Genomic DNA, 23,779 nt, shown 5'->3' on the forward strand with positions numbered 1-23,779 from the left:
CCGAAGATACCACAAGTGACTGAAACGATTCCACACGACTCTGTCGCACATCGCCTCGCCGCCGACTTGGGCATCACGACCGCACAGGCAAGTGCGGCACTCAAGCTTTTCGACGAGGGGGGCACCATCCCCTTCGTGGCCCGCTATCGCAAGGAGGCCACTGGCGGCCTCGACGAGGTGGCCCTCACCGCCTTGCGTGACGGCTGCGAACGGCTTCGTACGCTGGACAAGCGACGTGACGCCATCATCGCCTCCATGACGGAGCGCGAACAGCTTACCCCCGACCTCGCCAAGGCCCTCCATGCGGCGACCACTCTCACCGCGCTGGAAGACATCTACCTGCCCTTCCGCCCCAAACGGGTGACAAGGGCCGCCAAGGCGCGTGAACGTGGCCTCGCCCCCCTTGCTGAACGGCTGCTCGAACAACGCGGCGCACAGGCGGGGCAGCTTGCCGCCCCGTTCGTCGACGAGGCCAAGGGGGTTCCCGACACGGCAGCCGCCCTTGCAGGGGCACGTGACATCATCGCCGAGACAGTGAGCGAAGACAGGGCCACACGCGCCACCCTGCGCGACATCTTCGTCCGCCGTGCGACGCTGCGTTCGAAGGTCGCACGTGGCAAGGAGGAACAGGCCGCAACCTATCGCGACCACTTCGACCGCAGCGAACATGCAGCCGCCGCCCCGGCGCACAGACTGCTCGCCATGTTCCGTGGCGAACGCGAAGAGCTTCTCGACGTGCGGGTGCGGCCCGATGACGACATTGCCGTGGGGGCCCTTCACCGTCGCTGGCTGAAAGGGCGTGCATCTTCAGCCGGGACGGATGCGGCTGAAGTGGCCACGGCCCTGACCGACGCATGGAATCGTCTTCTGGCCCCGTCACTCGAGAACGAGTTCAGAACCGCCCTGCGCGAACGGGCCGAAGCGGAGGCCATAGCCGTCTTCGCCGCCAACCTTCGGGAATTGCTACTGGCCCCGCCGATGGGGCCACGACGCACACTCGCACTCGACCCCGGCTGGCGCACCGGGGCCAAGCTTGTATGCCTTGACGCGCAAGGGGCCCTGCTGCACCACGAGGTCATCCACCCCCTCACCGGTGGAGACCGGGCGACCCGCGCCGCCGCCACCCTGCGTGAACTTTGCACACGGCACGGCATCGAAGCGGTGGCCGTCGGCAACGGTACAGCGGGGCGCGAGACCGAAGCCTTCGTCAAGTCGGCCGGGCTTCCACCTCATGTGACGGTGGCCCTCGTGGATGAGCGCGGGGCCTCGGTCTACTCCGCCTCCGAGGTCGCCCGCGCAGAATTCCCCGACCACGACGTCACCGTGCGCGGCGCCATATCCATCGGGCGCAGGCTCATGGACCCGCTGGCCGAACTCGTCAAGGTCGACCCCCGCTCTCTGGGCGTGGGCCAGTACCAGCATGATGTCGACCAGAACGCCCTGCGTCGCGCCCTCGAAGAGGTCGTGGCGTCGTGCGTCAACGCCGTGGGAGTGGATGTCAACACCGCCAGCCCCGAATTGCTCGCCTACGTCTCGGGCATCGGCCCCGCGCTGGCGAAAGGCATCGTGGCATTGCGTGCCGTCAACGGTCCGTTCCGTACACGGCGCGACCTTCTCAAGGTGCCGCGCCTCGGCCCCAAGGCCTTCGAACAGGCTGCCGGCTTCCTGCGTGTGCATGGCGGCCCCGAACCTCTCGATGCAAGTGCCGTCCACCCTGAAAGCTATGCCGTCGTGCGACGCATGGCAGAGGATACCGGGTGCAGCGTGCCCGACCTCATGCGCGATGCCACCCGGCGCGAGGCCCTGCGGCTGGAACGCTATGTGGACGACCGGGTAGGTCTGCCCACGTTGCGCGACATCATGTCGGAACTTGCGCGACCGGGCCGTGACCCGCGTCCGGCTTTCGAGGTCTTCGCCTTTGCCGAAGGTGTGAACAAGGTCGATGATGTCCAGCCCGGCATGGAGCTTCCCGGCATCGTCACCAACGTCACCAAGTTCGGTGCCTTCGTTGACATCGGCGTCCACCGTGACGGTCTCGTGCATGTGAGCCAGCTGGCCGACCGTTTCGTACGCGACCCTGCCGAGGTCGTGGCGCCGGGACGCAAGGTGCGGGTACGGGTGCTCGATGTGGACAGGCAGCGTGAACGCATCAACCTCACGCTCAAAGGGGTTCCGCAGCAGGATTGAACCTGCGACCCGCCCGTTCCGCGCGCCCCGGCATGATAGGGATATGGCAGGGCTACGATAGATGCACAGCAGGGCGCAAGCCCCCGCTGCCGAAGGCCCCGCGCAGCCCCGGACAGGACAAAGCCCCCGCACACCTTGCAGTGTGCGGGGGCTTCATGTGTCGTTGCAAAGGCTACAGGTTGGCAGCCGACTCCGCAAGGTACGACGCCACACCGTCAGCGGTGGGCTTCATCCCCTTCTTGCCCTTGTTCCAGCCTGCCGGGCACACTTCTCCGTGCTTTTCGGTGAACTGAAGGGCGTCCACAACGCGCAGCATCTCGTCGATGTCACGCCCCAGAGGCAGGTTGTTCACCACCTGATGCTGCACCACGCCAGCCCTGTCGATGAGGAACGACCCACGGAAGGCCACGCCCCCCTCACTCTCCACATCATAGGCACGCGCCAGTTCATGCTGGATGTCTGCCACAAGCGGGTACCCCACAGGGCCGATACCGCCCTTGTCGACAGGCGTGTTTCGCCATGCGGCATGTGTGAACTGGCTGTCTATGGAAACACCGATGACCTCGACATTGCGCTGGCGGAACGCTTCAAGCCTGTGGTCGAAGGCGATCAACTCCGACGGGCACACAAAGGTGAAGTCCAGCGGATAGAAGAACACCACGGCATACTTGCCCTCGGTCACCTTGGCGAAATCGAAGTCATCCACAACCTCGCCATTGCCGAGGACAGCTGAAAAGGTCTTGCCACCTTCGAAGAACGGGGCCTTCTTACCTACGAGTACTCCCATGTCCAACTCCTTGCGCTGTATCAACCCGTGCGCCGGGTACGTGTTCATCATGACTTCCGGGACGTGGGTGACGCCCCGCTTTCCATGTCGAGAAAGATAACAGGAATCATTCCTGTGTCAATGGCTTTCTAGGATCTCCCTGTCTCCTCCAAGCCATGCCTTTTAGCCATGCATACCGCCGCAGCCCTGACAGGTCGTGGCAGAAAACGGAACAGCCAGCAAAAGCCCCCCGTATGTCGGAAGACACACGGGGGGCTCGTTCGGCCGAAGCTGCAAACGGCTATGCGCTCTTTTCGCTATCGCGCTGGCGTATTTCGGCGCGTTTGATCTTGCCGCTGATGGTCTTGGGCAACTCTGCCACGTACTCGACGATGCGGGGGTACTTGTAGGGAGCGGTGACCTTCTTGACGTGGTCCTGCAACTCCTTCGTGAGCACCTCGCCCGCCTCGTAGCCTGCGGCAAGCACGATGGTGGCCTTCACAGCCTGCCCGCGCAACGGGTCGGGCACGCCGGTGACGGCGGCCTCGACGACGGCAGGATGGGCCACGAGGGCGCTCTCGACCTCGAAGGGCCCGATGCGATAGCCCGAACTCTTGATGAGGTCGTCCACACGCCCGAGGAACCAGAGGTAGCCGTCCTCGTCCATCCACGCCTTGTCGCCGGTGTGGTAGTACCCGTCGAACATGACCGATGCGGTCTTCTCGGCGTCCTCCACATAGCCCCGGAAAAGCCCCACAGGCAGTCCGTCGCTGATGCGGATGCAGATTTCGCCCTCTTCGCCCGTCGGACATTCCTTGCCCTCGTGGTCGAGAAGCGTGATGCCCCACCCCGGCATGGGGCGCCCGATGGAACCGGGCTTGGCCTCCATGCACGAGAGCGTGGCAATCTGCAACGTGGTCTCGGTCTGGCCGTATCCCTCGTAGATGGAAAGGCCCGTTGCGGCCTTCCACCCGTGGAACACGCTCTCGTTGAGCAGTTCACCTGCCGTTGTGCAGTGGCGCAGCTTCGAGAGGTCGTAACGCGAAAGGTCGGCCCGCACGAGAAAGCGGTACACGGTGGGCGGGGCGCAGAAGGTGGTGACGCCGTTCTTCGCGACGACATCGAGCAACGCTTCGGGGTCGAACTTGCCGCGGAAGTCGTAGACGAAGACGGCTGCCCCCGCCATCCACTGCCCGTAGAACTTGCCCCACACGGCCTTGCCCCAACCCGTGTCGGCCACGGTGAGGTGCAGGTCGCCGGGGCGCAGGTCGTGCCAGTACATGCCCGTCACGAGGTGCCCGAGGGGGTAGGTGTGCACATGTTCCACCATCTTCGGCATGCCCGTGGTGCCGGACGAGAAGAATATGAGCAGCGGGTCTTCGCCGCAGGCAAGTTCGTCGGGTGCTGTCGGGCGCGGGAAAGAGGGCGAGGCATCCGCACAGAGGGCCTCGTAGTCGCACCAGCCATCGGGCAACGGTGTCCCGCCGCACTGCACGAGCACTGAAAGGGTCGGACAGTCGGGACGCGCGGCCTCGATACGGTCGGTGATGCCGTCGTCGACGATGACGGCACGAACCTGCGCGCGTTCGACGCGGAACACGATATCCTTGGGGGTCAGTTGCGCTGGGGCGGGAATGGCTACCGCGCCGAGACGATGCAATGCCAGCATGGAGACCCAGAATTCGATACGCCGGTGCAAGACCAGCATGACCCGATGGCCCTTGCGCACACCTCTGGCCTTGAGCGCGTTGGCAAGCCGCGCAGAAGCGTCGGCAAGCCATGCGAAGGTGTAGTCGCGCCGCACCCCGGCGTCATCGACGTGGGCAATGGCGAGCCTGTCGGGAGTCTCGTTGGCCATGGCATCGAGAACGTCGAAGGCGAAATTGAAGGTCTCTGGCGCATCCAGCGAGAAGACACGCAAGAACTCGTCGTAGCTGGCAAAGGTGAGCTTATCCATGATGTCGTCAATCCTCGTGATCAATCCTGACGGTATTGAGATGCACAGGCAGCAGCGGGCACAGGCGGGATTCGCCCGTCCGGAGACCCGGAGACTGTGCTCGGCTTGTCGCCGGCACATTCCCGTAGCCTGCACTCCACCCGGCAACGACGCTGCCGATGGTGGCGCAAGCCCTGTCCGGGGCTGCCATCTATCCGTGGATGCCGTGGCATCCGTTCCATTCTGTCATGCCCTGCCCTTATGGGCTTCGGGCTTCGTCAGGTGCGGGCGCGTCGTGCGCTGCGGATTCAGTCACGCAGCCATCCCCGCCGGGACGGGGCACACGGCGCACCCTAGCTAATCACGTCGAGGAACACCGCATCCGCCCCGTCGAGACCACGAAGGGCGTGGGGTATGCGCGAACTGAAGTACATGCTGTCACCGGGTTCGAGCACGTGCACCTTGTCGCCGAGGCGCACCTCCATCCTTCCTTCGAGGATGTAGATGAACTCCTGACCGCGATGATAGTTGAAATTCAGTTCGGATTCATCCTTGGCAGGGACGCGGACGATGAACGGTTCCATGCGCCGGTTGGTGAACCGCGAGGCAAGGTTCCAGTAGTCGTAGTCCTTGCGCCGCTGTACGCTGAGACCCTGCCCCTTGCGTACGATGGTGAAGTCCTGCAGGTGGGCGTCTCCGCCCGAGATGAGCGCGGTGAGGTCGACACGGCATTCACGCGCCACATCGGTGAGATAGCTTACCGGAATCTCCACTTCGCCACTCTCGTAGCGAAGCACATCCGCAGCCGTGACCCCGACCTTGGCTGCCAGGTCATCGGGCGAAAAGCCCACGGCATCGCGCAATCCCGCAAGCCGGGGGGCAATCTCCTTGTAGGGCTTGTCCTGCGTACTCATACTGCCTCCTTGAGGGTCGCGTCCGCACGCGACGTTTCATACTGGATGAGAGCAACGCTCCAAAACCCTGAAGTCATCGTAATAGCCTGTACGCCTTCGTTTGCCTAGCCCCGCCCCCCGCCAGCGGAGTGGGCAGGACAAAAAAAACGCGGCCCCCGGACGGGGACCGCGCACAGATGCGTCATGACGCCGACCGCCATGCGGCGGCGTACCCCGTCAATGCCGGGCGTGCGTAATTCGACCGTTGCGTTCGAGCAACGATATGGTGTTGGCGACCTGACGTCCGAGAGGCGTCTCGCGGTTCATCTCGCGCTCCAGCGCGGTGATACCCTTGAGCACCGTGGAGTGCCGACGATTGAAACGGTCGCCAATCTCTTTCAGCGAAAGGTCGGTGTGCTTGCGTGCCAGAAGATAGGCCGCGTTGCGCGCCACGACATACTCACGCTTGCGGCTGCGCGAATTGAGCTGCTCAGGGGAAAGACCGAAGCCCTCGCACACCATGCGGACGATGCCCTCAAAATCGAGCTGCGTCTCGGCCTGTGCATAGTTGCCGATGATCTCGAACGCCATCTCAAGGGAAATCTGCCTGTTGAGCAGTTTTGCCTTGAGAATGAGGTTATGCAGGCAACTTTCGATCTGACGAACGTCGGTGCTGATGCGTTCGGCAAGCAGGTCGGTCACGTTGTCGGGCAGCATCACCTGATAGATGCGGGCCTTCTCACGCAGGATACGGCGGCGGGTGTCGAAGTCCGGACGTTCGATACCGGCGAGGAAGCCGGAACAGAAACGCGAGACGAGCTGGTTGTCGACGTTCTTGAGGTCACGCGCCGCGAACGAACTGGAGAAGACGATGCGGCTGCCGCGCGACTGCAGGGCCTTGACGGTGGCGAGCACCTCGTCCTGCATCTTCTCCTTGCCTTGCAGGAAATGGACGTCTTCAAGCAGCAGCACGTCGACATCGCGATATCTGGCCTTGAAGCGTTCAACGTCACGCGCCTTGAGCGCGGCGATGAGACGCGAGGCGAACTCCTCGGCGGTGAGGTAGGCAACGTTGGGGTTGCTGCGATTGCTCGACTCGCACAGCGACCTGCCCACGGCATGCAGCAGGTGGGTCTTGCCGAGGCCGGGCCCGGAACTCAGGAACAGCGTATCGGTCATGAGACCGTCGCGGCACATGCCACGCGCAGCGGCACAGGCAAGTTCGTTGTTGGGCCCGACGATGAAATCATCGAACGAGAAACGCCAGTTGGTGCGACTCTGCGGGACGGGAGCCCAGTCCAGAGGCAGTCCGAGCTGTTCCTGCGCCTGCTGCGTCTCCGCAGACAGACGCCGGGGGGCATGTCCCGAGGGACGCGCCTCGACGGCAGGGACGACGGACGGTACGGGCGCGGCAGTTGGCACGACCTCGACCACTGCGGGCCGGGGTGCCAGCACGGGGCGCGGCGCAGCGGCAGCGGGAGCGCCGGCAGTGACGACGACCTCGACGGTGTCGCCGATAACGCCACAAGCGGCGGTACGGATGTCTTCGAAAAGACGGTCACGCACCCAGCCGGCCACGAACTCGTTGGGGGCCTCGACGCGAAGAGTCGACCCGTCCACCTCACCGGCGAGCGGCGAGATCCAGACTTTGAACAGTCCGGGAGCGAGCGTGTTCTGGAGGATATGCTGAATTTGGCCCCAAATCGATGTCATACGCGGGTCTTTACGTTTCTCGCCTTCATGATGCAACACGCGAAATCATCCTATACGGGCGTCTCCTGCAGAGGCCCGTTCCCCAACACCATACAAATTGCAACATGCTGATTTACATAGGGATGTCCCGATGCACCACGCTCTGCCTCCATACCCTGACAGCGTTGTCTGGCAAGGGTTTCCACAGGGAGACAGACAACTTTTCAACATGCATGAGAACAAGTTTTCCACAGGCAAAAGACGTCTTATCAGCTAATATCAAAGACAGGGCACCATCAGTACACTGATGTGCCCTGCAGCATTTACGTTTTTCAGTGCATCAGGGCATCGACTGACGGAGCGGATACCTCCCGCAGGTGAAGCGTTCACCCTCGGGGCAATAGCCGAGCCTCTCGCATTTTGCACCGGCATGCGCGAAAAGTTCAGGGAGCACCTCCCGGCAAAGACCGAGCATGACGTCTGCCACCGCGCGAATCTCCCACTGCGCCCTCATGCAACAGCGTTCTTCGAAGAAGTGCACAAGTGCACGGCAGTTCATGGTGACCACGATCTTGCTTGCGGCAGCCTGCGGCAGGACGAAGCGGGCATCCTCGTTCGCGCGGCTGCCCGTACGACCGTCCTGTTCGAGCAATGCCTTGATGTCGCGGTACGCGCTGCCCACATCCTCCATGAACTGCTCGAAACGCGCCTTGGCAGCGGCGTTGCGGGCGATGGCGGGCGGCATCACGTAATCGAAATGACTGCCGTCGACATAGCGCTGACTCTGCTGTGAGAACGACGCGATGCGATGGCGCACCAACTGGTGCGTGAGTGCCCGCGAGACCCCCTCGATGGCGAAGGTGAACGACACATGCTCGATGGGACTCGAGTGCCCCGATTCGAGAATGGACGCGATGAAGGCACCCTGCTTCTCCCGCTCAATCTCGCCGGACAACAGGCGCGGCCACATGTCGGCCACGAAACCGGCGTGGTAGCACTGCCTGAAAGCGGCATAGAGAAGCGAAAGGGGTTCCGGCGTATGGGCGAGCAGTTCCACACGGGGTTCTGTTCTGGGCATGGTTCTATCCTTGATGGTCAACCGAGAAGATTCAGATGTCTGTAGGCCTTGGCCGTGGCTACCCGACCACGCGGCGTACGCTTCAGGAAGCCGCACTGGATGAGATAGGGTTCATAGATGTCCTCGATGGTGCGCACTTCTTCGGCACAGGCGACGGCCAGCGTCTTGATGCCCACGGGGCCGCCGCCGTAATGCTCGATGAGCACCTCAAGCAGCTTGCGGTCCATCTGGTCTAGCCCGCTCTCGTCCACTTCCATGCGACCGAGGGCCTCGCTGGCGAGGTCGGCCGAGATGACCCCGCCCGCGTGGACGGTGGCGAAGTCGCGCACGCGTCGCAGCAGACGGTTGGCGATGCGCGGTGTGCCACGGGCACGACGCCCTATCTCTATGGCACCCTCTTCGGTGAGATTGGCCCCTATGATGCGGGCGGTGCGGGCGACGATGCGCGCGAGGTCGGCCGGCGTGTAGTATTCAAGACGACTGATGATGCCGAACCGGTCGCGCAACGGCGACGAGAGCAGTCCTATGCGCGTGGTGGCTCCCACCAGCGTGAAGGGCTCGACATCGATCTTGACCGTACGCGCTCCCGGCCCCTGCCCTATGACTAGGTCGAGCTTGAAGTCCTCCATGGCGGGGTAGAGCACCTCCTCCACGGCGATGGGCATACGGTGGATCTCGTCCACGAAGAGCAGGTCGTGCCTGCCGAGATTGGTGAGGATGGCGGCGAGGTCCCCGCTGCGCTCCAGCACGGGCCCTGAAGTGGAGACGAGGTTCACCCCGAGTTCACCCGCCATGATCTGCGCCAGCGTGGTCTTGCCAAGGCCGGGGTTGCCGTAGAACAGCACGTGGTCCATGGCCTGACCGCGCTCGCGGGCGGCGTCGAGATAGACGCGCATGTTGGCGCGCAATTCGTCCTGTCCGATGAAGTCGTCGAGCAGGCGCGGGCGTACCGATTCGTCGAGGCACACGTTGGCGGTCATCTAGCGTCCCCTCGCCAGAGCGCGCAATGCGGCGCGCAACGCGCCCCCCACGTCGAGGTCCGGCTCGCCGTGGAGCACATCCTTGAGCACGTGTGAGGCCTCTTCCTCGCCGTAGCCGAGGTTCGCAAGACCCGCCAGCGCGTCGCGGAAGACACCGCCGGGGGCACCGCCCGTGACAAGGGGCGCGGCTGCGGGCAGGTCCTCGACCTTGAGCTTGTACTTGAGTTCGAGAAAGATATGCTGCGCCGTCTTCTTGCCGATGCCGGAGACGCGAGTGAGTGCCAGCACATCGTCTTCAACCACCAAACGCCGCAGGTCGTCCGGCCTGAATTGCGAGAGGATGGCAAGCCCGGTCTTGGCACCGACCTTGGAGATGGACGTGAGCACGATGAACGTCTGCCGCTCGTCCCATGTGGCGAAGCCGTAGAGTTCAAGCGCATCTTCGCGCACTTCGGTGCTGATGAAGAAGCTGACCCGCCCCCCCTTGTCGGGAAGACGCGCAAGCGTGTGCCCCGGCACGAAGACCTCGTACCCCACCCCGCCGTCGGTGACGACGACACAGGCGTTGCCCGCGACTTCGGCCAGACGGCCTTCGACATACGCTATCATGCTTCAACCTCGTGCGTTTCCATGAATGGAGGTGCAGCCTACACCAAAAGCCGCGCACCTGAAAGAGAGGCACGCAGGGGCGGGCAGGCGAAGGGGCCTACGCCTTCACATGCCAGAGTACAAGACACAAGGGGCACAAAGGGCATGAAGGGCACTGTCATCCGCAACAGGCCGGCGTCAAGGCATTCAGCAGACACCGCGGGCCGACCTCCACGATGAGGTCAGGCGCCCCGGACTTGCGTCCGGCCCAATGCCCCCGATGCACCGGGCGTTAACCCTGACTCGGCACAACAGGTGGCGCTCCGCAACTGCCCCTCACCCGGGCAGGCACCACGCCCGATATGGGCGAGCGCACTGCCCCGCCCTTATTCTATCAGGCTAACCCCGCCAGACGCGTCAGGCGCCGCTGGTTCAGATGGCAGATGGCTGCGGCAAGGGCATCACCGGTGTCGAGTTTCCAGTCGGGTCGCACGCCAAGCACCTGCCCGACCATGTAGCCCACCTGTTCCTTCTCTGCCCTGCCCGTACCGACCAGTGCCTTCTTGATGACCGACGGCCTGTAGTCGATGACCGGCACACCGTGCGCGGCACACGCAGCCACGACGACCCCGCGCGCCTGCCCCAGCTTGAGGGCCGTAGCCACGTTCTGCGCCGCATGGACGTCTTCGACCGCCGCCTCGTCGGGGGTATGGGCGCGGACGACATCGGCAAGCTGACGGTAGAGGTCACCGAGGCGCGCAGCGAAATCGCCGCCTTTGGGGCGAATGGCCCCGCAATCGACGAGCGTGAGCACGCCCGAAGCCTCGCGCACGATGCCCCAACCCGTACACTGCGAACCGGGGTCTATGCCTATGACCGTGACGGAAGCCGCCATGCGTCCCCCTGCCCCGCCATGCGGCAGGGCGGCGTAAATGAAGGAGCCCGCCGTACGGCGGGCTCCGGAACAGTCTAGCCCAGTTCGGCGAGCAGTTCGTCCGGCAGGTCGAAGTTGGCGTGCACGTTCTGCACGTCGTCGTTGTCTTCGAGGGCGTCCACAAGCCTCATGAGCTTGCGGCCCGTCTCCGCGTCGACTTCTATCTCGTTCTGCGGAACCATGGTGAATTCGGCGGACTGCATCTCCACGCCAGCGGCTTCGAGGGCTTCGCGCACGGCGTTGAAATCGGCAGCGGCGGTCACCACTTCCCAGCTTTCGCCTTCATCGGTCACGTCCTCGGCACCGGCTTCGAGCGCCACTTCCATGAGCTGCTCTTCGGTGTACTTGTCCTTCTCGAGGGTGATGACGCCCTTGCGGTCGAACATCCACGCCACGCACCCCGACTCGCCCATGGAACCGCCGTGCTTGCTGAGGATGTGACGCACTTCGGCCACGGTGCGGTTCTTGTTGTCGGTAGCCACTTCGACGATGAGTGCCACACCGCCGGGGCCGTACCCTTCGTAGGCCATTTCAAGGATGTCGCCACCGGCAAGTTCGCCCGTGCCTTTCTTGATGGCGTTCTCTATCTTGTCCTTGGGCAGGTTGATGGCCTTGGCCGCAGCAATGGCGGCACGCAGACGCGAGTTGCCGACGGGGTCACCGCCTGCCTTGGCTGCGATGATGATTTCCTTGGCGGCCTTCGTGAACATCTTGCCCCGCTTGGCGTCCTGACGGCCCTTGCGGTGCTGGATGTTTGCCCATTTGCTGTGTCCTGCCATGCGTCCTCCTTATATGCACGAGGGAAGGCGACGCAGCCCTCCCCCTCGGGGAATCACTTGTCGGTGTCCGATGTCTCCACCCCGCGGTAGCCGAGGCAGACATAGAACGTTTCCTTGCTTTCAGCCCGCGAACTCTTGGGCTTGAACGACTTGACGGCACTGAACCTCTGGCGCATCGCCTGTACCAGTTCCTGCACGTCAGGCCCCATGAAAATCTTGACCACGAAACTGCCGCCCTTTATCAGGCAACGGTCGGCCACTGCAAGTGCCTCAAGGCACAATTCCAGCGACCGCGCCTGGTCGGTGAAGCGCGTTCCGGTGGTGCGGGGGGCCATGTCGCTGATGACCACGTCGAAGGGTGCTATCTCGTCAAGCAGGTTCTCGAACGCCTCTGAACGCTCGAAGACGTTCTCCTGCATGAAGGTGACGTTGTCCGGGAAGACGGTATCCGTCTCCTGAAGGTCGCAGGCCAGCACGCGCCCGCGTGGCCCCACCTTCTCGGCCGCGCCAAGAGACCACGAGCCGGGGGCGGCACCGAGGTCGAGCACCTTCATGCCCTGACGGAATATCTTGAATCTGTTGTCGATTTCCTTAAGCTTGTAGACAGACCGGGCGGGATAGTTCTCCTGCTTGGCCTTGAGAAAGTAATGGTCGCGGTATTTCTTCATGCATTCACCTGCGGCACCTTGTAACCGAAAGGGCGTCGAACGCCAAGAGGCCATCATGCCACGTCCGCAGAGAAGCCGCATCACCGGCGAAGACGGTTCGCAACGCACCCTCGCAAGCGGCCCGGACGCCTACGACTGCATAACCATGCCACAGGCGAACGCCGCCGCACCGGGTGTTCTCGTGCTGGGACTCGGCCCGGTACCGGCTGACGTCATGGCTGTGGTCGAAAGGCTCATGGCGGGGCGCGGGCATTCCATCCGAGACAACGCAGACACCACCGGCCCCGCCCCCTGTGGCACCGACGGCGACATCCTCCGAGGCCACAACGCCCACTTCGCCCACCTCGCCCACCTCGCTGAGACCTCCAGCCCCAGCCCACAGGCTACCGCGCCCCGACACACTGCACCGACCACAGGTGACGACCCCACGTTACCCATCGGCGATGACGGCAGGGCTGCCACTTCCGCCACAGCCCGAATCATCTACATCGAATGCGACGCCTTCGCCGCAGTCATGCCCCCCGCATGGCACGCTGCCATTCCCGGACACTGGCTGCGGGCGCACCCCGACGACCTTCAGACGCTCTTGCGCCATGTCGGGCACGTCGTCACCTTCCGGCAGGCGGCAAGGCTCTTCCCTTCGTTCTGGGGGCCGATGCTTGGAAGGGTCATGGCGGCACGCATCGCGCCTCGCACACCGCAAGGGAGCTCGCGCACCGTCCTCCTGCCGGGCACCGAACGTTCGCTGCTTCTGCCTGAAATCGAAGCCGCCCTCATCGACGAGGGATATACCCCCCTGCGCGTCGCACCCGACGACCTGAACACGCGGCTGCCGCGCATCCTTGCCGATGAACGCCCGACCATGCTGCTGTCGGTCAACCTACAAGGGCTTGATGCCGCCGGAGAACGCTTCCGTCTGCTACAGGCATGCGGCGTGCCCGTGGCCCTGTGGTGCGTGGACAACCCGTGGCATCTGCTTTCGGCCCTGCGCACCCCGTGGTGGCGCGAGACCCTGCTGTGCGTGACCGACGCCAGCTTCATCCCCGCCCTCCGTGCCCACGGCGCGCAACACGTCCTGCATCTGCCGCTGGCCGCCAGCCCGCACCATTTCGCCCCTGTCGAAGTGAACGCGCAATGCCCCCCAGCCGCGTATGACGACACGTCCGGGACGCCTCTCCAGACGATTCTCTTCGTCGGACGCTCCGGCTTTCCCGACAAGGCACGCTTCTTCGCCGGATGCCGTGTCTCCGACGACGACCTCGCCGCCGCGCGCGACCTGCTGGACGCCGCCGACGCCCCACGCCAGCCCGACTTCCACTGGTGGACAGAACGGCAGGGGCTGACGAGGCTGTGGCCCGACAAGACTGTACGCACCGCCGGGTATGGCGCCGAATCGTGCGCCCTGCTGCGCCGCATTCGCTACCTTGAGGCCGCGTGCGACGTGGGTCTCACCGTAGTGGGCGATACGGCATGGCGCGACCATCTCCCGCGCCTGCACGACCTGCGTCCTCCGGTGGACTATTACGGCACGCTGCCACGACTCTACCGGCAGGCACAGCTGACGCTGAACGTCACCAGTCTGCTGCTGCCCGCCGGACTGACGCAACGGCACTTCGACGTATGGATGGCGGGCGGCTTCTGCATCACCGATGCCACCCCCGGACTCGACATCTTCCCGAAGAGACTCGCCGCAGAAGTGAGCATGTCCCACCCCTCTGCCCTGCCAGTGCTGTGCCGTCGGCTGGAAGACGACGCCACACTGCGTGGGGACCTTGCCGCTGCATGGCGAACCTGCATCACCGAAGCGCACACCTACAGCCACAGACTCCTCACTCTCTTCGCGGCACTGGACGCCCTCGACAGAACATAGCCTTCACGACAGAAATGCGCGTCCACCGTTGACAGCCAAACGCACCGGGAGTATACGACGTTCTCGCGTTCGGCGGCCCTGTCCGCCACGCCCGATGGGGATGTAGCTCAGCTGGGAGAGCGCAGCGTTCGCAATGCTGAAGTCAGGGGTTCAATCCCCCTCATCTCCACCACGCAAGCAAAGGCTCATGGTTGTCAGACCATGGGCCTTTTTGCATAGCTCCCCACAAGTCATATGTGCCACATGTGTTGTGTGTGCTGAGCGAGTCATTACCTGACAGTTACCCCTTCAAGATGGTGTATCATGCCGTGCCTGAATAGGTAGTGATGAGGTTCCAAAGCCTCGTGAATCATCAGAAAGTATAACGCCCGTTCTCTTCAGTTCTTTCTCGCGAGCCTACCCGTCTGTCCGGCTCACCAGTGCCCTTCATGTTGTTGTCCAGATTCTCCAGAGACAAGAAAGTGGGCGCATGCCACTGCATGCGCCCACTTCAAATCAAAACAGGTCGCTACCCTATGGATTCATCAGGATGCTGATAGCGGCCATGTTTTATACCGGGTCTGCTTTTCAGCAGAGATGCCCAGACTGCGAACCGTGCCTTTCGCCATCACGCAGCCGTGCACGGCATCAGAATTCATACATCAGTGAGAGGTTGCCTCCTACGCCCTCACGTATGCCGGTGTAGCCCTGTGCGCCAAGATCAATAGAAAAGCCCGTGTCTGGCAGAGGCTTCCATGTGACCCCCACCTCGCCCAAGCCCGTGCCACCCTTCAGGCTTGGCGCGGGAGCGTCAACTCCGGCCACCACGCTGTGCGCCGTACCATCGAACTCGTATTCCCACGCCGCACCGAAGTACGGCGCGATGCATTCATTCAGCGAGTAGCCGAAACGCGCCCCAAGGCGGGTACGATGCGAATCCACGTCATCAAGGGTCACTGCGTCACCCAGTATGCTCACGTCCGCCCCGTTTGTGTGCGTCCAGAAATACTTGGCGTACACGTCAATCCAAGCCTGCTCTGTGATGTTCCAGATGTACCCCAGGCCCGTGTGCGCACCGTAATAGGCAACACTGATGTCGTACTCGGCCTCGCCCAGCGTCGGGTTCAGGTCATCGCTTCTGTAGTCGGAACGAAGCCTGCCCGCACGCACCGTCGCTTCGGCATACAGCCCACGCGCTACACCCTCGGTGACTTCCACCCGGCCAAGGAGACCGCCGCCCACAGAACGGCTATCGCCCTGCGCCGTGATACTGTCGCCCGCAGCCGTTTCGTTGTGGCTGTCGTAGGAACCGATGCTTGTCTCAAAGAACCCTCCCACAAGCAGGTCTACGCCGCTTACGGGCAGGCGTTTGGCAAGACCGGTCATGAGGGCAACACTCTGCATGTCCACGTGAGACCCCGTTGCATAGCGAGAGGTCGCGCCGGACGTGGCGCCGAAGCCCGACCAGCCTGCCTGCGCCATGTTGTCCGCGCCAAGTGAGGCTGCCGCACGCGCATTGCCCATACCCGGCCCGGCAGCAAGGTCCGCGCCTTGCGTCACAAGGGCGATGCTTGCCGTCTTGCCTTCGGACGGGGATTTGCGGACACTTTCATCCGTCTGTTCGATGCTGATCACGCGGGCCACCAGACTGTTGAGGGTTGTTTCCAGACCGAAGGTGTAGAGGCTCGAAATGCCCGCCATGCCCGAGACATTGTTGGTCATGCCCGTGTCGGCGTATAGTCGTGAGGTGCTTTTGATAAGGGTAACGGTGTCATTGACAGCCAGCGGGGTTCCGCTGCCCATGATGCCCACGCCCACGGTGGTGGGGGCGATGGAAGGGCCGGATGAGGGAGTTTCGATCACAACCCCGTTATCCACGGTGAGCACCGTGTCGCCGGCCCGCACCGTTCCGGGCAGATAGAAGCGGAAATGCTGGAAATTTTCGATGCCCAGAGTCTGAAGGTTCAGGGTATGGATTTCCAGTGTGTTGTCGGTGCGCGCGTCCCGCGCCGGGTCACCCGAACCGACCTCTGCGCGACCGCCCATAAGGGCTGTTCTGCTCAGGTCAGGATTGCCGAAGATACGCAGGGTATTACCGGTAGCGATGCCCCCCGTAGAAAACCCACCAAATACGCCGAGGGGACTTAGCGTGCCGCCGGTTATGATCACCGTATTATTGCTGGCGTTACCGCTGCCGGAATCATCGCTGAAGCCACCGTATAACCCTTCACCAGCATATGTGCCGCTGGTTATTGTCACCTGATTGCCGTTGGCGTTGCCGCCATCGCTGTAGCCACCGATGATGGGGCCGCTGATGTTGAGGTCGGTAATATCGGGGTCAAAAATGACGTTCCCGCCCGTGACACCCGTGGTGTCGGACTTATAGATACCAACGTAGCCGGGATTCGCGAAATTCCAGCTAGGCAGGTTTTCGGTGGTGCCACCAAAGTTGGCAGCCCACAGAGGCGCGGCAAGTGCGAACAATGCAAGAAAAAGCAGTGTTGCTGCAACGCGCGCGGAATGGCTGTGCGCGCGCCACGGAATTGTGGTAGCCTGTGGGGGCCGCAGACGCATAGGTAATAACATAAACCCTTCCTGAAGTTGTAACGTGGTGTTTCCCCTGACGTGTTGCGGATGCAAATATGCCCGGTGCAGCGGGTGCTGACATCGGGCATGGATACGGCCTCATTCAATAGAGGCTATATCTGCAATACAGGTAATAATAACAGTATGTTTTTGTTATGTAAACAGTATATACCACCTATCTACAGTGTGTGAGGACATTCGACGCATCACCGAAAAACAACGATGCGGCCTTCGGAATGAGTGGCCAGAGCGCACACATCAGCACCATATTGCCGCTCATGCCTTCGCGCCTGCCTATATAGCACGATGTCCCAAAACCATGTCGAAGGGCATGGCCAGAGACAATGAAGCTTCACGGAAGATTCTATAATGCCGCAGATAGAGACCATCTCCGGCCGCGAAGCCTGAATTCGCCTTCCACAACGAACGAATGGCCTTTCTCCCTTGAAATGCTTCTGAGGAGAAAGGCCAGGATAACCTTATCCGCAGGAAGGCATCATGCCTGTTCAGCGAAGAGCAGCACTTCGTTGTTGTCGTTGAACGACAGTGTGAACACCGTGCCGTACTTCACGAGAAAGTCCTTTTCGGCAATGAACGGCACGTCCTCGACGTCGACGCGGACATCCTCATCCATATCCTGTTCTTCCATTCCGAGGCCGAGGATGACCTTCGAACTGCATCCCGACCCGTGCTTGTATTCGCGCAGGCGCACGCAGGTTCCGTCATCCTCTTCGGCAAGCATCGCACGTAGTTTGTCCAGCATGGCTGCGGGTACGGTAAGGGTGAACATATCCTATCTCCTTCTTGTGTTTCCCATGCCAGTCGTCCGGCATGGTGTTGTCTGACGGTTCGTCCGTTCGGATCGTCCGCGGTGAGGGGCACCCCTGCCTCACCCGTGAGCGTCGTTCGCAAGACGAATCCATGAGCAGCACGGTGCTGCCTTTCGGGTGACTTCTCCGGTGGTCTGTCGGCGCAATCGGGGGAACACGGCAAAAGTCCCTCCTCGCACCACCCGGAAAACGCAAAAGCCCCCTGTCGAGGCGACAGGGGGCGGCAATGGCGGTGAACGCGGCACTCGCCGTGGGGCTTTGCTAGCCTTCCACGGGGCTGAGCACAACCTCTCTGTTCTCGCCGAACGTGAGGCTGTAGGCCGTACCGTATTTCACCAGAAAATCCTTGTTGGCGGAGAACGGTACGCCGTTCACTTCAATCTGCTCGTCCTCATCCTCGTCAAGTTCGTCCATGCCCAGACCGAGCACGATCTTGGCATGTCAGCCGCCGCCGACCTTGTACTCGCGCAGTCGCACGCAGGTTCCTTCATCTTCGTCCTCGAGCATGGCGCGCAGCCTGTCGAGCATCTCTTCCGTTACGGTGACAGTGAACATAGCTTCTCCGTTCCTAGTCGTTACACCATGACGGGCACGAGCCCGTGTTTCGCAAACCTGTCCAGAACAGCCGAAAGCTGCTCGGGAGTGTACTGGGGCATGTCGGGCGCGGGCAGGCCCAGCGCCACGTATTTGTTCCATCCGAAGGCATGGCACGGCATGACCTCCACCTTGTCGCGCCCGAATTCGCCAAGCAGGGCGGCGAGGGCGGAGAGGTTGGCGTCATCGTCGTTCATGCCGGGAATGAGCGGCATCCTCACATGCACTTCCTTGCCTGACGCCAGCGCGGCGCGCAGGTTGCGCAGAATCAGCGTATTGTCCTGCCCGGTCAGGCGGCGGTGCGCCTCCGGGTCGGTGTGCTTGCAATCGAAGAGGAAGAGGTCGGCAAGGGCGAGGGTACGGTCGAAGCGCTCTTCGGGACAGAAACCGCAGGTGTCGACCGTGACATGGATGCCCTCTTCATGCGCCGCCTTGACGAGGTCGAGAAAGAACTCGCCGCCGGAGGTGGGCTCACCACCGCCGAAGGTCACGCCACCGCCGGAATTCTCGTAGAAGAGCATGTCCTTGAGAACGACATCCATGACCTCTTCGACGGTCATGAGGCGACCCGACATCTCACGCGCCTTGCTTGGGCACGAGGCCGTACACAGGCCGCAGTGGGTGCATTTCGCGATGGAACGGATGACCTTGCCATCGACGATGCGCGCCGCCCCTTCGGGACAGACCTCCACGCACTTGCCGCAGCCGGTGCAGAGGTTCTCGAAGAACAGCATCTGGGGAACGGCACTCTGCGACTCGGGATTGCTGCACCACAGACACCGCAGCGGGCAGCCCTTGAGGAAGACGGTGGTGCGCAGGCCGGGGCCGTCATGCACCGACATACGCTGGATATTGTAGATCATTCCCTGTCGCATCGAAGGCTCCGCAATGTTGCCGCTGTGCCGTGCAATACAGGCGCAGGTCGGGCGGTGGATGAAAAGAAGAAGGCGGGAGCCGGGTTCGGCCCCCGCCAGTCGATCATGCCATTAGTTCTTGTATTCTGTGCGCTTGATGATCTCGTTCTGCACACCCTTGTCGAGGCGGGTGAAGTAGGCGCTGAAGCCTGCCACGCGCACGACGAGGTCGGCGTATTCCTGCGGCTTGCACTGCGCGTCCTTCAGGGTATCGGAGCTCACGCAGTTGAACTGGATGTGCGAACCGCCGAAGTCGCAGTAGGTCTTGATCAGCGACACGAGGGTACGGGCACCGGCAGGCCCTTCGATCACCGAGGGGTTGAACTTCACGTTGAAGTGGTTGGCCCCGTAGCGCACGGTGTCGATGGCTTCGGCACCGGACTTGATGAGGGCGGTGATGCCTTCATGGTCGGTACCGGGCATGGCGGAGACGCTACCGTCGGTGAGTGCCACGCCAGCCTTGCGGCCGTTGGGCAGTGCGCCCATGAGCGAACCGAAGTAGTTGTGGTACGACAGCGAGTAGGCGTCCAGCGGGGTGCGGTAGCCGAAGCAGTCCGGGCCCTGCGCACTGTGGATGGCGTCCACGTCGCGGTAGAAGCGCTGCACGAAGTGCTCCACTTCGGGGTAGTCGTTACCGTGCTTGGGCGCCTCGAAGCACATCTTGCGGATGTCTTCGTAGCCTTCGAAGTTGGCCTTCAGGGCTTCAAGCAGCTTCTCCATGGTCACCTGCTTCGTTTCGAAGACAAGGTACCTGATGGCCAGCAGCGAGTTGGCGGCGTCGATGCCTGCGGTCATGATGGGGTTGACCTGCGGGTAGCGCGTACCACCGGCCTCTTCGCACATGCCCTTGTCGATGCAGCCGTCGTACATGGCCGAACGGAAGACGCTGGGCACAACCTGAAGCCGGGCCATCTGGCTGAGGTCGGAGTGCTTGCGCGAGATGTTGAAGAGATGGTCGAGTTGCTTCTTGGTGGCTTCGTACACTTCCTCGAAGGTGGTGAAGGTGGTCGGGTCGCCGGACTCGACGCCCACCTGCTTCTTGGTCACAGGGCACTTGCCGTTGTTGAGCATGAGCTCGACGACCTTGGCGAGGCAGGGCTGGTCTTCCTGCGTGATGAAGCTGCCCTTGCCGCAGATGCCGGTGGACACGCACCCGTAGTTGCCGCAGTTGCGGGCGTCTTCGAGGGTGATGCCGCCTTCGTACTGCGCGAAACGGGCGAGGTTGCGCTGGATGACCACGTTGTTGTTGAGGATCTGGGGCTGGCCGGAGCCGCCGCGGATGCACTCCACAACCTTCTTCATGTACGAGTCCTTCAGCTTCGGATGGTAGAGCAGGGTCAGCGTGGGCTGGATGTTCTTCATCTGAATCTGGGTGTCGAGCAGCACCTCTTCGAGTTCGGTGCTTGCGTCGTCACCGTTGGCGTCGACACCGCCGATGGTGATGGACTGACCGGTGTGACCGGACAGGGTCATGGCGTAGGAGGCCCCCTGGTACTCGCCCAGTTCGAGGTGCTTGATCCACTGGAACTTCAGCAGGGTGAGCACCTGTTCGCGGGTGAGGTTCCCCTCTTCGATGTCCTTCTTGTAGAAGGGGTACATGTACTGGCCGTAACGACCGGGCGAGGTGGCGCAGGCCATCTGCTCGGTCTCGATGGCGAGGTGGATGAACCAGAAGGACTGGATGGCTTCGCGGAAGTTGCGGGCCGGGTATTCAGGCACGCGGCGGCATATCTCGGCGATCTCGAGCAGTTCTGCCTTGGCCTTGGGATCGCTCTCTTCGGCGGCGGTCTTCTCGGCGAGTTCGGCGTAGCGATGCGAATGGGCGATGACAGCCTCGAACGTCACCAGCATGGCGCGGTAGAGGTCATGCTTCTCCTTGTTCGCAAGGGTGGTGGGGCAGGCTTCGAAACGTGCGCGCACGTCGTCGGCGAGCCAGCGCAGGCCCTTGTTGAGCACCAGCGGATAGTCGGCGATGCCCGAGCCGCTGGCGACGCTGACGTTCTCGTAGTACATGCCCGCCTTGGCGAAGGGCGCGGGGTTGATGCCGTACTTCTCCTTGAACATCTTGTTGTTCAGGTCGATGCAGGTGCGGCCCTTCCACAGCTTGTAGGTCTTCTCGAGAAGCTCTTGCGTCTCCTGCGGGATCTTCATCTCGCCAAGAGAGGCCATCTTGGCCATCTGCATCTCTTCCTTGATCCACGAGACGTTCCATTCGGGGTAGGCGTACACGCCAGCGCGCACACCGGTGAGGGTGCCCACGATGGGGTTGCCGTCGAGGAATATCTTCTTGCGGAGGAGCACCCGCTCAAGCAGCTTGGCGCGGATGTAGACGACGGGCTCGCCCTGGAATTCGTCGTAGACGTCGAGAAGGCACTGCAGACGTTCGGGGTCCATCACCTGCGGCGCGGCAAGAAGAAAGTCCTTGAGTTCCTTGACGCGCGATTCGGCGGTATCCCAGTTGATGCCGTAGCCCTTGTTTGCAGGGGTCTGGCCTTCGGTGTTCGATGCGGAAGAAAGAGCAGCCATTTCAATCTCCTGTGTTGTGAACGTCGTTGTTGCCACTACGTTTCATTTCGTCGGGTCACGTTGCGCCATGTGCCGCCCCGTGCATGAGGGCTTCGGCATCCGGCATCATGTCCATGCCTCCCGGCATGGAGTCCGGTCAGCATCGCGGGATGGGTAGCGGCGTCACGCCTTTCATCGTGTGCGTCCGTGCCCGCCCTCTCTGCTTGCCCTTTTCTGCACAAGCCATGCCACGGCCCTTTCACAGCCGCCCGACGTTGCCAACACTACGGAATGCCCTTCCCTTCTCGCCTTTTTTCACAATCTCCGCCGACCATTTTTTATCGATTGAGAAAAAAACTTTCTTTTCACAAAGAAATCTTCTAGGTTCCCTTCCCGACCACACCATGAGCCTTCCGTGCGAGGACCCCCCATGATGCCCCTAGACAGCAGCACTTTCGCCGACGTAAGCCGCGCAGCCGTTCTCACGCCGGCCATGCAGACCATATGGGAAAGTATGGGGGTGGGGGTCGCCGTGGTGGACGGAGAGGGCATATGCCGCTTCATGAACACCATCCAGCGGCGTGTGGACGGTTTCAGCCGCATTTCCGTGGTCGGGCGGCACATCACGAGTCTCTATGTACCGCACGAACTCGAATGCATCCCCACCATCGAGTGTCTCCGCAAGGGCGAACCCATCCTGAAGAAGGCGTACTGGTACAAGACCACCAACAACTACCTTGCCAGCACAGTCACGGACTTCATCCCCCTCTATGACGCGGGACGTAAGGACGGGGTCATAGCCTTCACCATCTGGACGGGAACGACAGCCTTCGCCGAAGGGCGCAAACGCCAGCCCCGCCCGCCGCAGCCCAAAGGGGCGGCCTATGACTTCTATACGTTCGACAGCATCGTGGGACAGGACGCCAACCTGCGCGAGGTCATCGCCGAAGCGCGTACGGCAGCCGCAACCTCTTCGCCGGTGATGATCTGGGGGGAAAGCGGCACGGGCAAGGAGGTGTTCGCGCAAGCGATCCACTCCGAGAGCGACCGCAGACAGCGACCGTTCATCCCCGTGAACTGCGCCGCCATTCCCGAGAACCTGCTCGAAGGCATCCTCTTCGGCACGGTCAAGGGCGCGTACACGGACGCCGCCGACAAGCCCGGGCTCTTCGAAGAGGCCGATGGCGGCACCCTGCTCTTCGACGAGCTGAACTCCATGCCGCTGGGTTTGCAGGCCAAGCTGCTGCGCGTATTGCAGGAGAAACGCGTGCGCCGCCTCGGTTCGCATACGGAAGTCCCGGTAGACGTGCGCATCATGAGCATCCTCAACGAAGAACCGTTGCAGGCCGTGGAACATGGCGTCCTGCGGCGCGACCTCTTCTACCGTCTCGCCGTGGTGGGCATCTCCGTGCCGCCCCTGCGCGAACGCAGGAACGACATCCCGCTTCTCGCCCGCATGTTCATCGACCGTTCAGAATTGGCGACGCGCCCCGGTGGGCCGGGGACAGTCGGCGTCAACGACGATGTACTGCACATGTTCATGCACTACGACTGGCCGGGCAACATCCGCGAACTCCTGCATGTCGTGGAGGGCAGCCTCGCGCTTCTGGGTGATGGCCCGGAGATATGCCCCGCATGTCTGCCGCGGCACTTCCGGGAGGCATGCCATGCGACGGGGAGCACTCCCGCAACGGTTTCGGACATCGTGACGCAGGCCCCCACCCTCCCCGCCCCCGCGGCCGCTGCCGGCGAGACCGGCGATGCGGGCCTCTACTACGACTACCGGAACATCCGCAAAAGCCACGTCGTCCCGCTCAAGGGATGCCTGCAGAAATACGAGACCCAGTGCATCTCCAACGTGTTGCGGGTCACGGGGGGGAATGTGGCGAAGGCCGCCCGCATCATGCAGGTCACTGGGGCGGGACTGCGTTACAAGATGAAGGCCCTCGACATCTCGGACGAGGATTGAGCCGCGAAACGGCAACGCCCCGCACGTGCAA

The 23,779-nt window shown here is 62.5% G+C and carries 18 protein-coding genes and 1 tRNA gene; 4 read left to right on the top strand and 15 right to left on the bottom strand.

The genetic code is table 11. The features are described from left to right. Window positions 1-15: 15 nt before the first annotated feature. Window positions 16-2,187, top strand: coding sequence for a Tex family protein (locus DVU_RS10600; protein WP_010939521.1), 2,172 nt, complete (start codon window positions 16-18; stop codon window positions 2,185-2,187). Window positions 2,188-2,359: 172 nt separating this feature from the next. Here the strand turns inward: DVU_RS10600 and DVU_RS10605 are convergent, their stop codons facing one another. The 10 genes from DVU_RS10605 to DVU_RS10650 all read right to left on the bottom strand — a co-directional run bounded on the left by DVU_RS10605 (window position 2,360) and on the right by DVU_RS10650 (window position 12,501). Further along, window positions 2,360-2,974 carry a peroxiredoxin gene (locus DVU_RS10605; RefSeq protein WP_010939522.1) on the bottom strand — a complete coding sequence of 205 codons (615 nt, stop codon included), beginning with the start codon at window positions 2,972-2,974 and terminating at the stop codon, window positions 2,360-2,362. A gap of 280 nt (window positions 2,975-3,254) precedes the next feature. Then, a complete protein-coding gene (locus tag DVU_RS10610; protein WP_010939525.1) occupies window positions 3,255-4,910 on the bottom strand; it encodes an AMP-binding protein in 1,656 nt (551 codons plus the stop codon). Between the two features lie 332 nt (window positions 4,911-5,242). Beyond that, window positions 5,243-5,803, bottom strand: coding sequence for a helix-turn-helix domain-containing protein (locus tag DVU_RS10615; RefSeq protein WP_010939526.1), 561 nt, complete (start codon window positions 5,801-5,803; stop codon window positions 5,243-5,245). 216 nt (window positions 5,804-6,019) lie between these two features. Continuing rightward, complete coding sequence (locus DVU_RS10620) at window positions 6,020-7,495, bottom strand: chromosomal replication initiator protein DnaA (RefSeq protein WP_010939527.1); 1,476 nt, start codon at window positions 7,493-7,495, stop codon at window positions 6,020-6,022. 319 nt (window positions 7,496-7,814) lie between these two features. Then, window positions 7,815-8,552, bottom strand: coding sequence for an FAD-dependent thymidylate synthase (thyX, locus tag DVU_RS10625; RefSeq protein ID WP_010939529.1), 738 nt, complete (start codon window positions 8,550-8,552; stop codon window positions 7,815-7,817). Window positions 8,553-8,569: 17 nt separating this feature from the next. Further along, window positions 8,570-9,532: a Holliday junction branch migration DNA helicase RuvB gene (gene ruvB / locus DVU_RS10630; RefSeq protein WP_010939530.1), complete on the bottom strand. Its 963-nt coding sequence runs from the start codon at window positions 9,530-9,532 to the stop codon at window positions 8,570-8,572. After that, window positions 9,533-10,141, bottom strand: a complete 609-nt coding sequence (ruvA, locus tag DVU_RS10635; RefSeq protein ID WP_010939531.1) for a Holliday junction branch migration protein RuvA — start codon at window positions 10,139-10,141, stop codon at window positions 9,533-9,535. It lies immediately after the preceding gene. A 373-nt stretch (window positions 10,142-10,514) separates the two neighbouring features. After that, complete coding sequence (gene ruvC / locus DVU_RS10640; protein WP_010939533.1) at window positions 10,515-11,015, bottom strand: crossover junction endodeoxyribonuclease RuvC; 501 nt, start codon at window positions 11,013-11,015, stop codon at window positions 10,515-10,517. Window positions 11,016-11,089: 74 nt separating this feature from the next. Continuing rightward, a complete protein-coding gene (locus DVU_RS10645) occupies window positions 11,090-11,833 on the bottom strand; it encodes a YebC/PmpR family DNA-binding transcriptional regulator (protein WP_010939534.1) in 744 nt (247 codons plus the stop codon). 53 nt (window positions 11,834-11,886) lie between these two features. Beyond that, entirely contained in the window at window positions 11,887-12,501 is a 615-nt protein-coding gene (locus DVU_RS10650) for an RlmE family RNA methyltransferase (protein ID WP_010939535.1), read from the bottom strand. 55 nt (window positions 12,502-12,556) lie between these two features. On the opposite strand from DVU_RS10650, the gene DVU_RS10655 reads away from it, so the two are divergent. Both DVU_RS10655 and DVU_RS10660 read left to right on the top strand, forming a co-directional pair. Further along, window positions 12,557-14,371: a glycosyltransferase family protein gene (locus DVU_RS10655; protein WP_010939536.1), complete on the top strand. Its 1,815-nt coding sequence runs from the start codon at window positions 12,557-12,559 to the stop codon at window positions 14,369-14,371. Between the two features lie 96 nt (window positions 14,372-14,467). Continuing rightward, a tRNA-Ala gene (locus DVU_RS10660) sits at window positions 14,468-14,543 on the top strand. A 455-nt stretch (window positions 14,544-14,998) separates the two neighbouring features. Here the strand turns inward: DVU_RS10660 and DVU_RS10665 are convergent. The 5 genes from DVU_RS10665 to DVU_RS10685 form a co-directional block, all read right to left on the bottom strand. Then, window positions 14,999-16,936, bottom strand: coding sequence for an autotransporter outer membrane beta-barrel domain-containing protein (locus tag DVU_RS10665; protein ID WP_014524491.1), 1,938 nt, complete (start codon window positions 16,934-16,936; stop codon window positions 14,999-15,001). A 496-nt stretch (window positions 16,937-17,432) separates the two neighbouring features. Further along, entirely contained in the window at window positions 17,433-17,726 is a 294-nt protein-coding gene (locus DVU_RS10670) for an ErpA-related iron-sulfur cluster insertion protein (RefSeq protein ID WP_010939542.1), read from the bottom strand. 301 nt (window positions 17,727-18,027) lie between these two features. Then, window positions 18,028-18,180 (bottom strand): hypothetical protein, encoded by a 153-nt coding sequence (locus DVU_RS17035; RefSeq protein ID WP_014524492.1) that lies wholly within the window; start codon window positions 18,178-18,180, stop codon window positions 18,028-18,030. Between the two features lie 161 nt (window positions 18,181-18,341). Continuing rightward, window positions 18,342-19,235: a glycyl-radical enzyme activating protein gene (locus DVU_RS10680; RefSeq protein ID WP_010939546.1), complete on the bottom strand. Its 894-nt coding sequence runs from the start codon at window positions 19,233-19,235 to the stop codon at window positions 18,342-18,344. A gap of 111 nt (window positions 19,236-19,346) precedes the next feature. Beyond that, the gene (locus tag DVU_RS10685) at window positions 19,347-21,800 is read right to left on the bottom strand and encodes a glycyl radical protein (protein WP_010939547.1); all 2,454 of its coding nucleotides are present in this window, start codon (window positions 21,798-21,800) and stop codon (window positions 19,347-19,349) included. Between the two features lie 409 nt (window positions 21,801-22,209). Between DVU_RS10685 and DVU_RS10690 the strand changes: the two genes are divergently transcribed. Beyond that, window positions 22,210-23,748 (top strand): sigma-54 interaction domain-containing protein, encoded by a 1,539-nt coding sequence (locus DVU_RS10690; RefSeq protein WP_014524493.1) that lies wholly within the window; start codon window positions 22,210-22,212, stop codon window positions 23,746-23,748. Window positions 23,749-23,779 lie beyond the last annotated feature (31 nt).

Origin of the sequence: Nitratidesulfovibrio vulgaris str. Hildenborough (assembly GCF_000195755.1) — a bacterium.
GTDB lineage: Bacteria > Desulfobacterota > Desulfovibrionia > Desulfovibrionales > Desulfovibrionaceae > Nitratidesulfovibrio > Nitratidesulfovibrio vulgaris.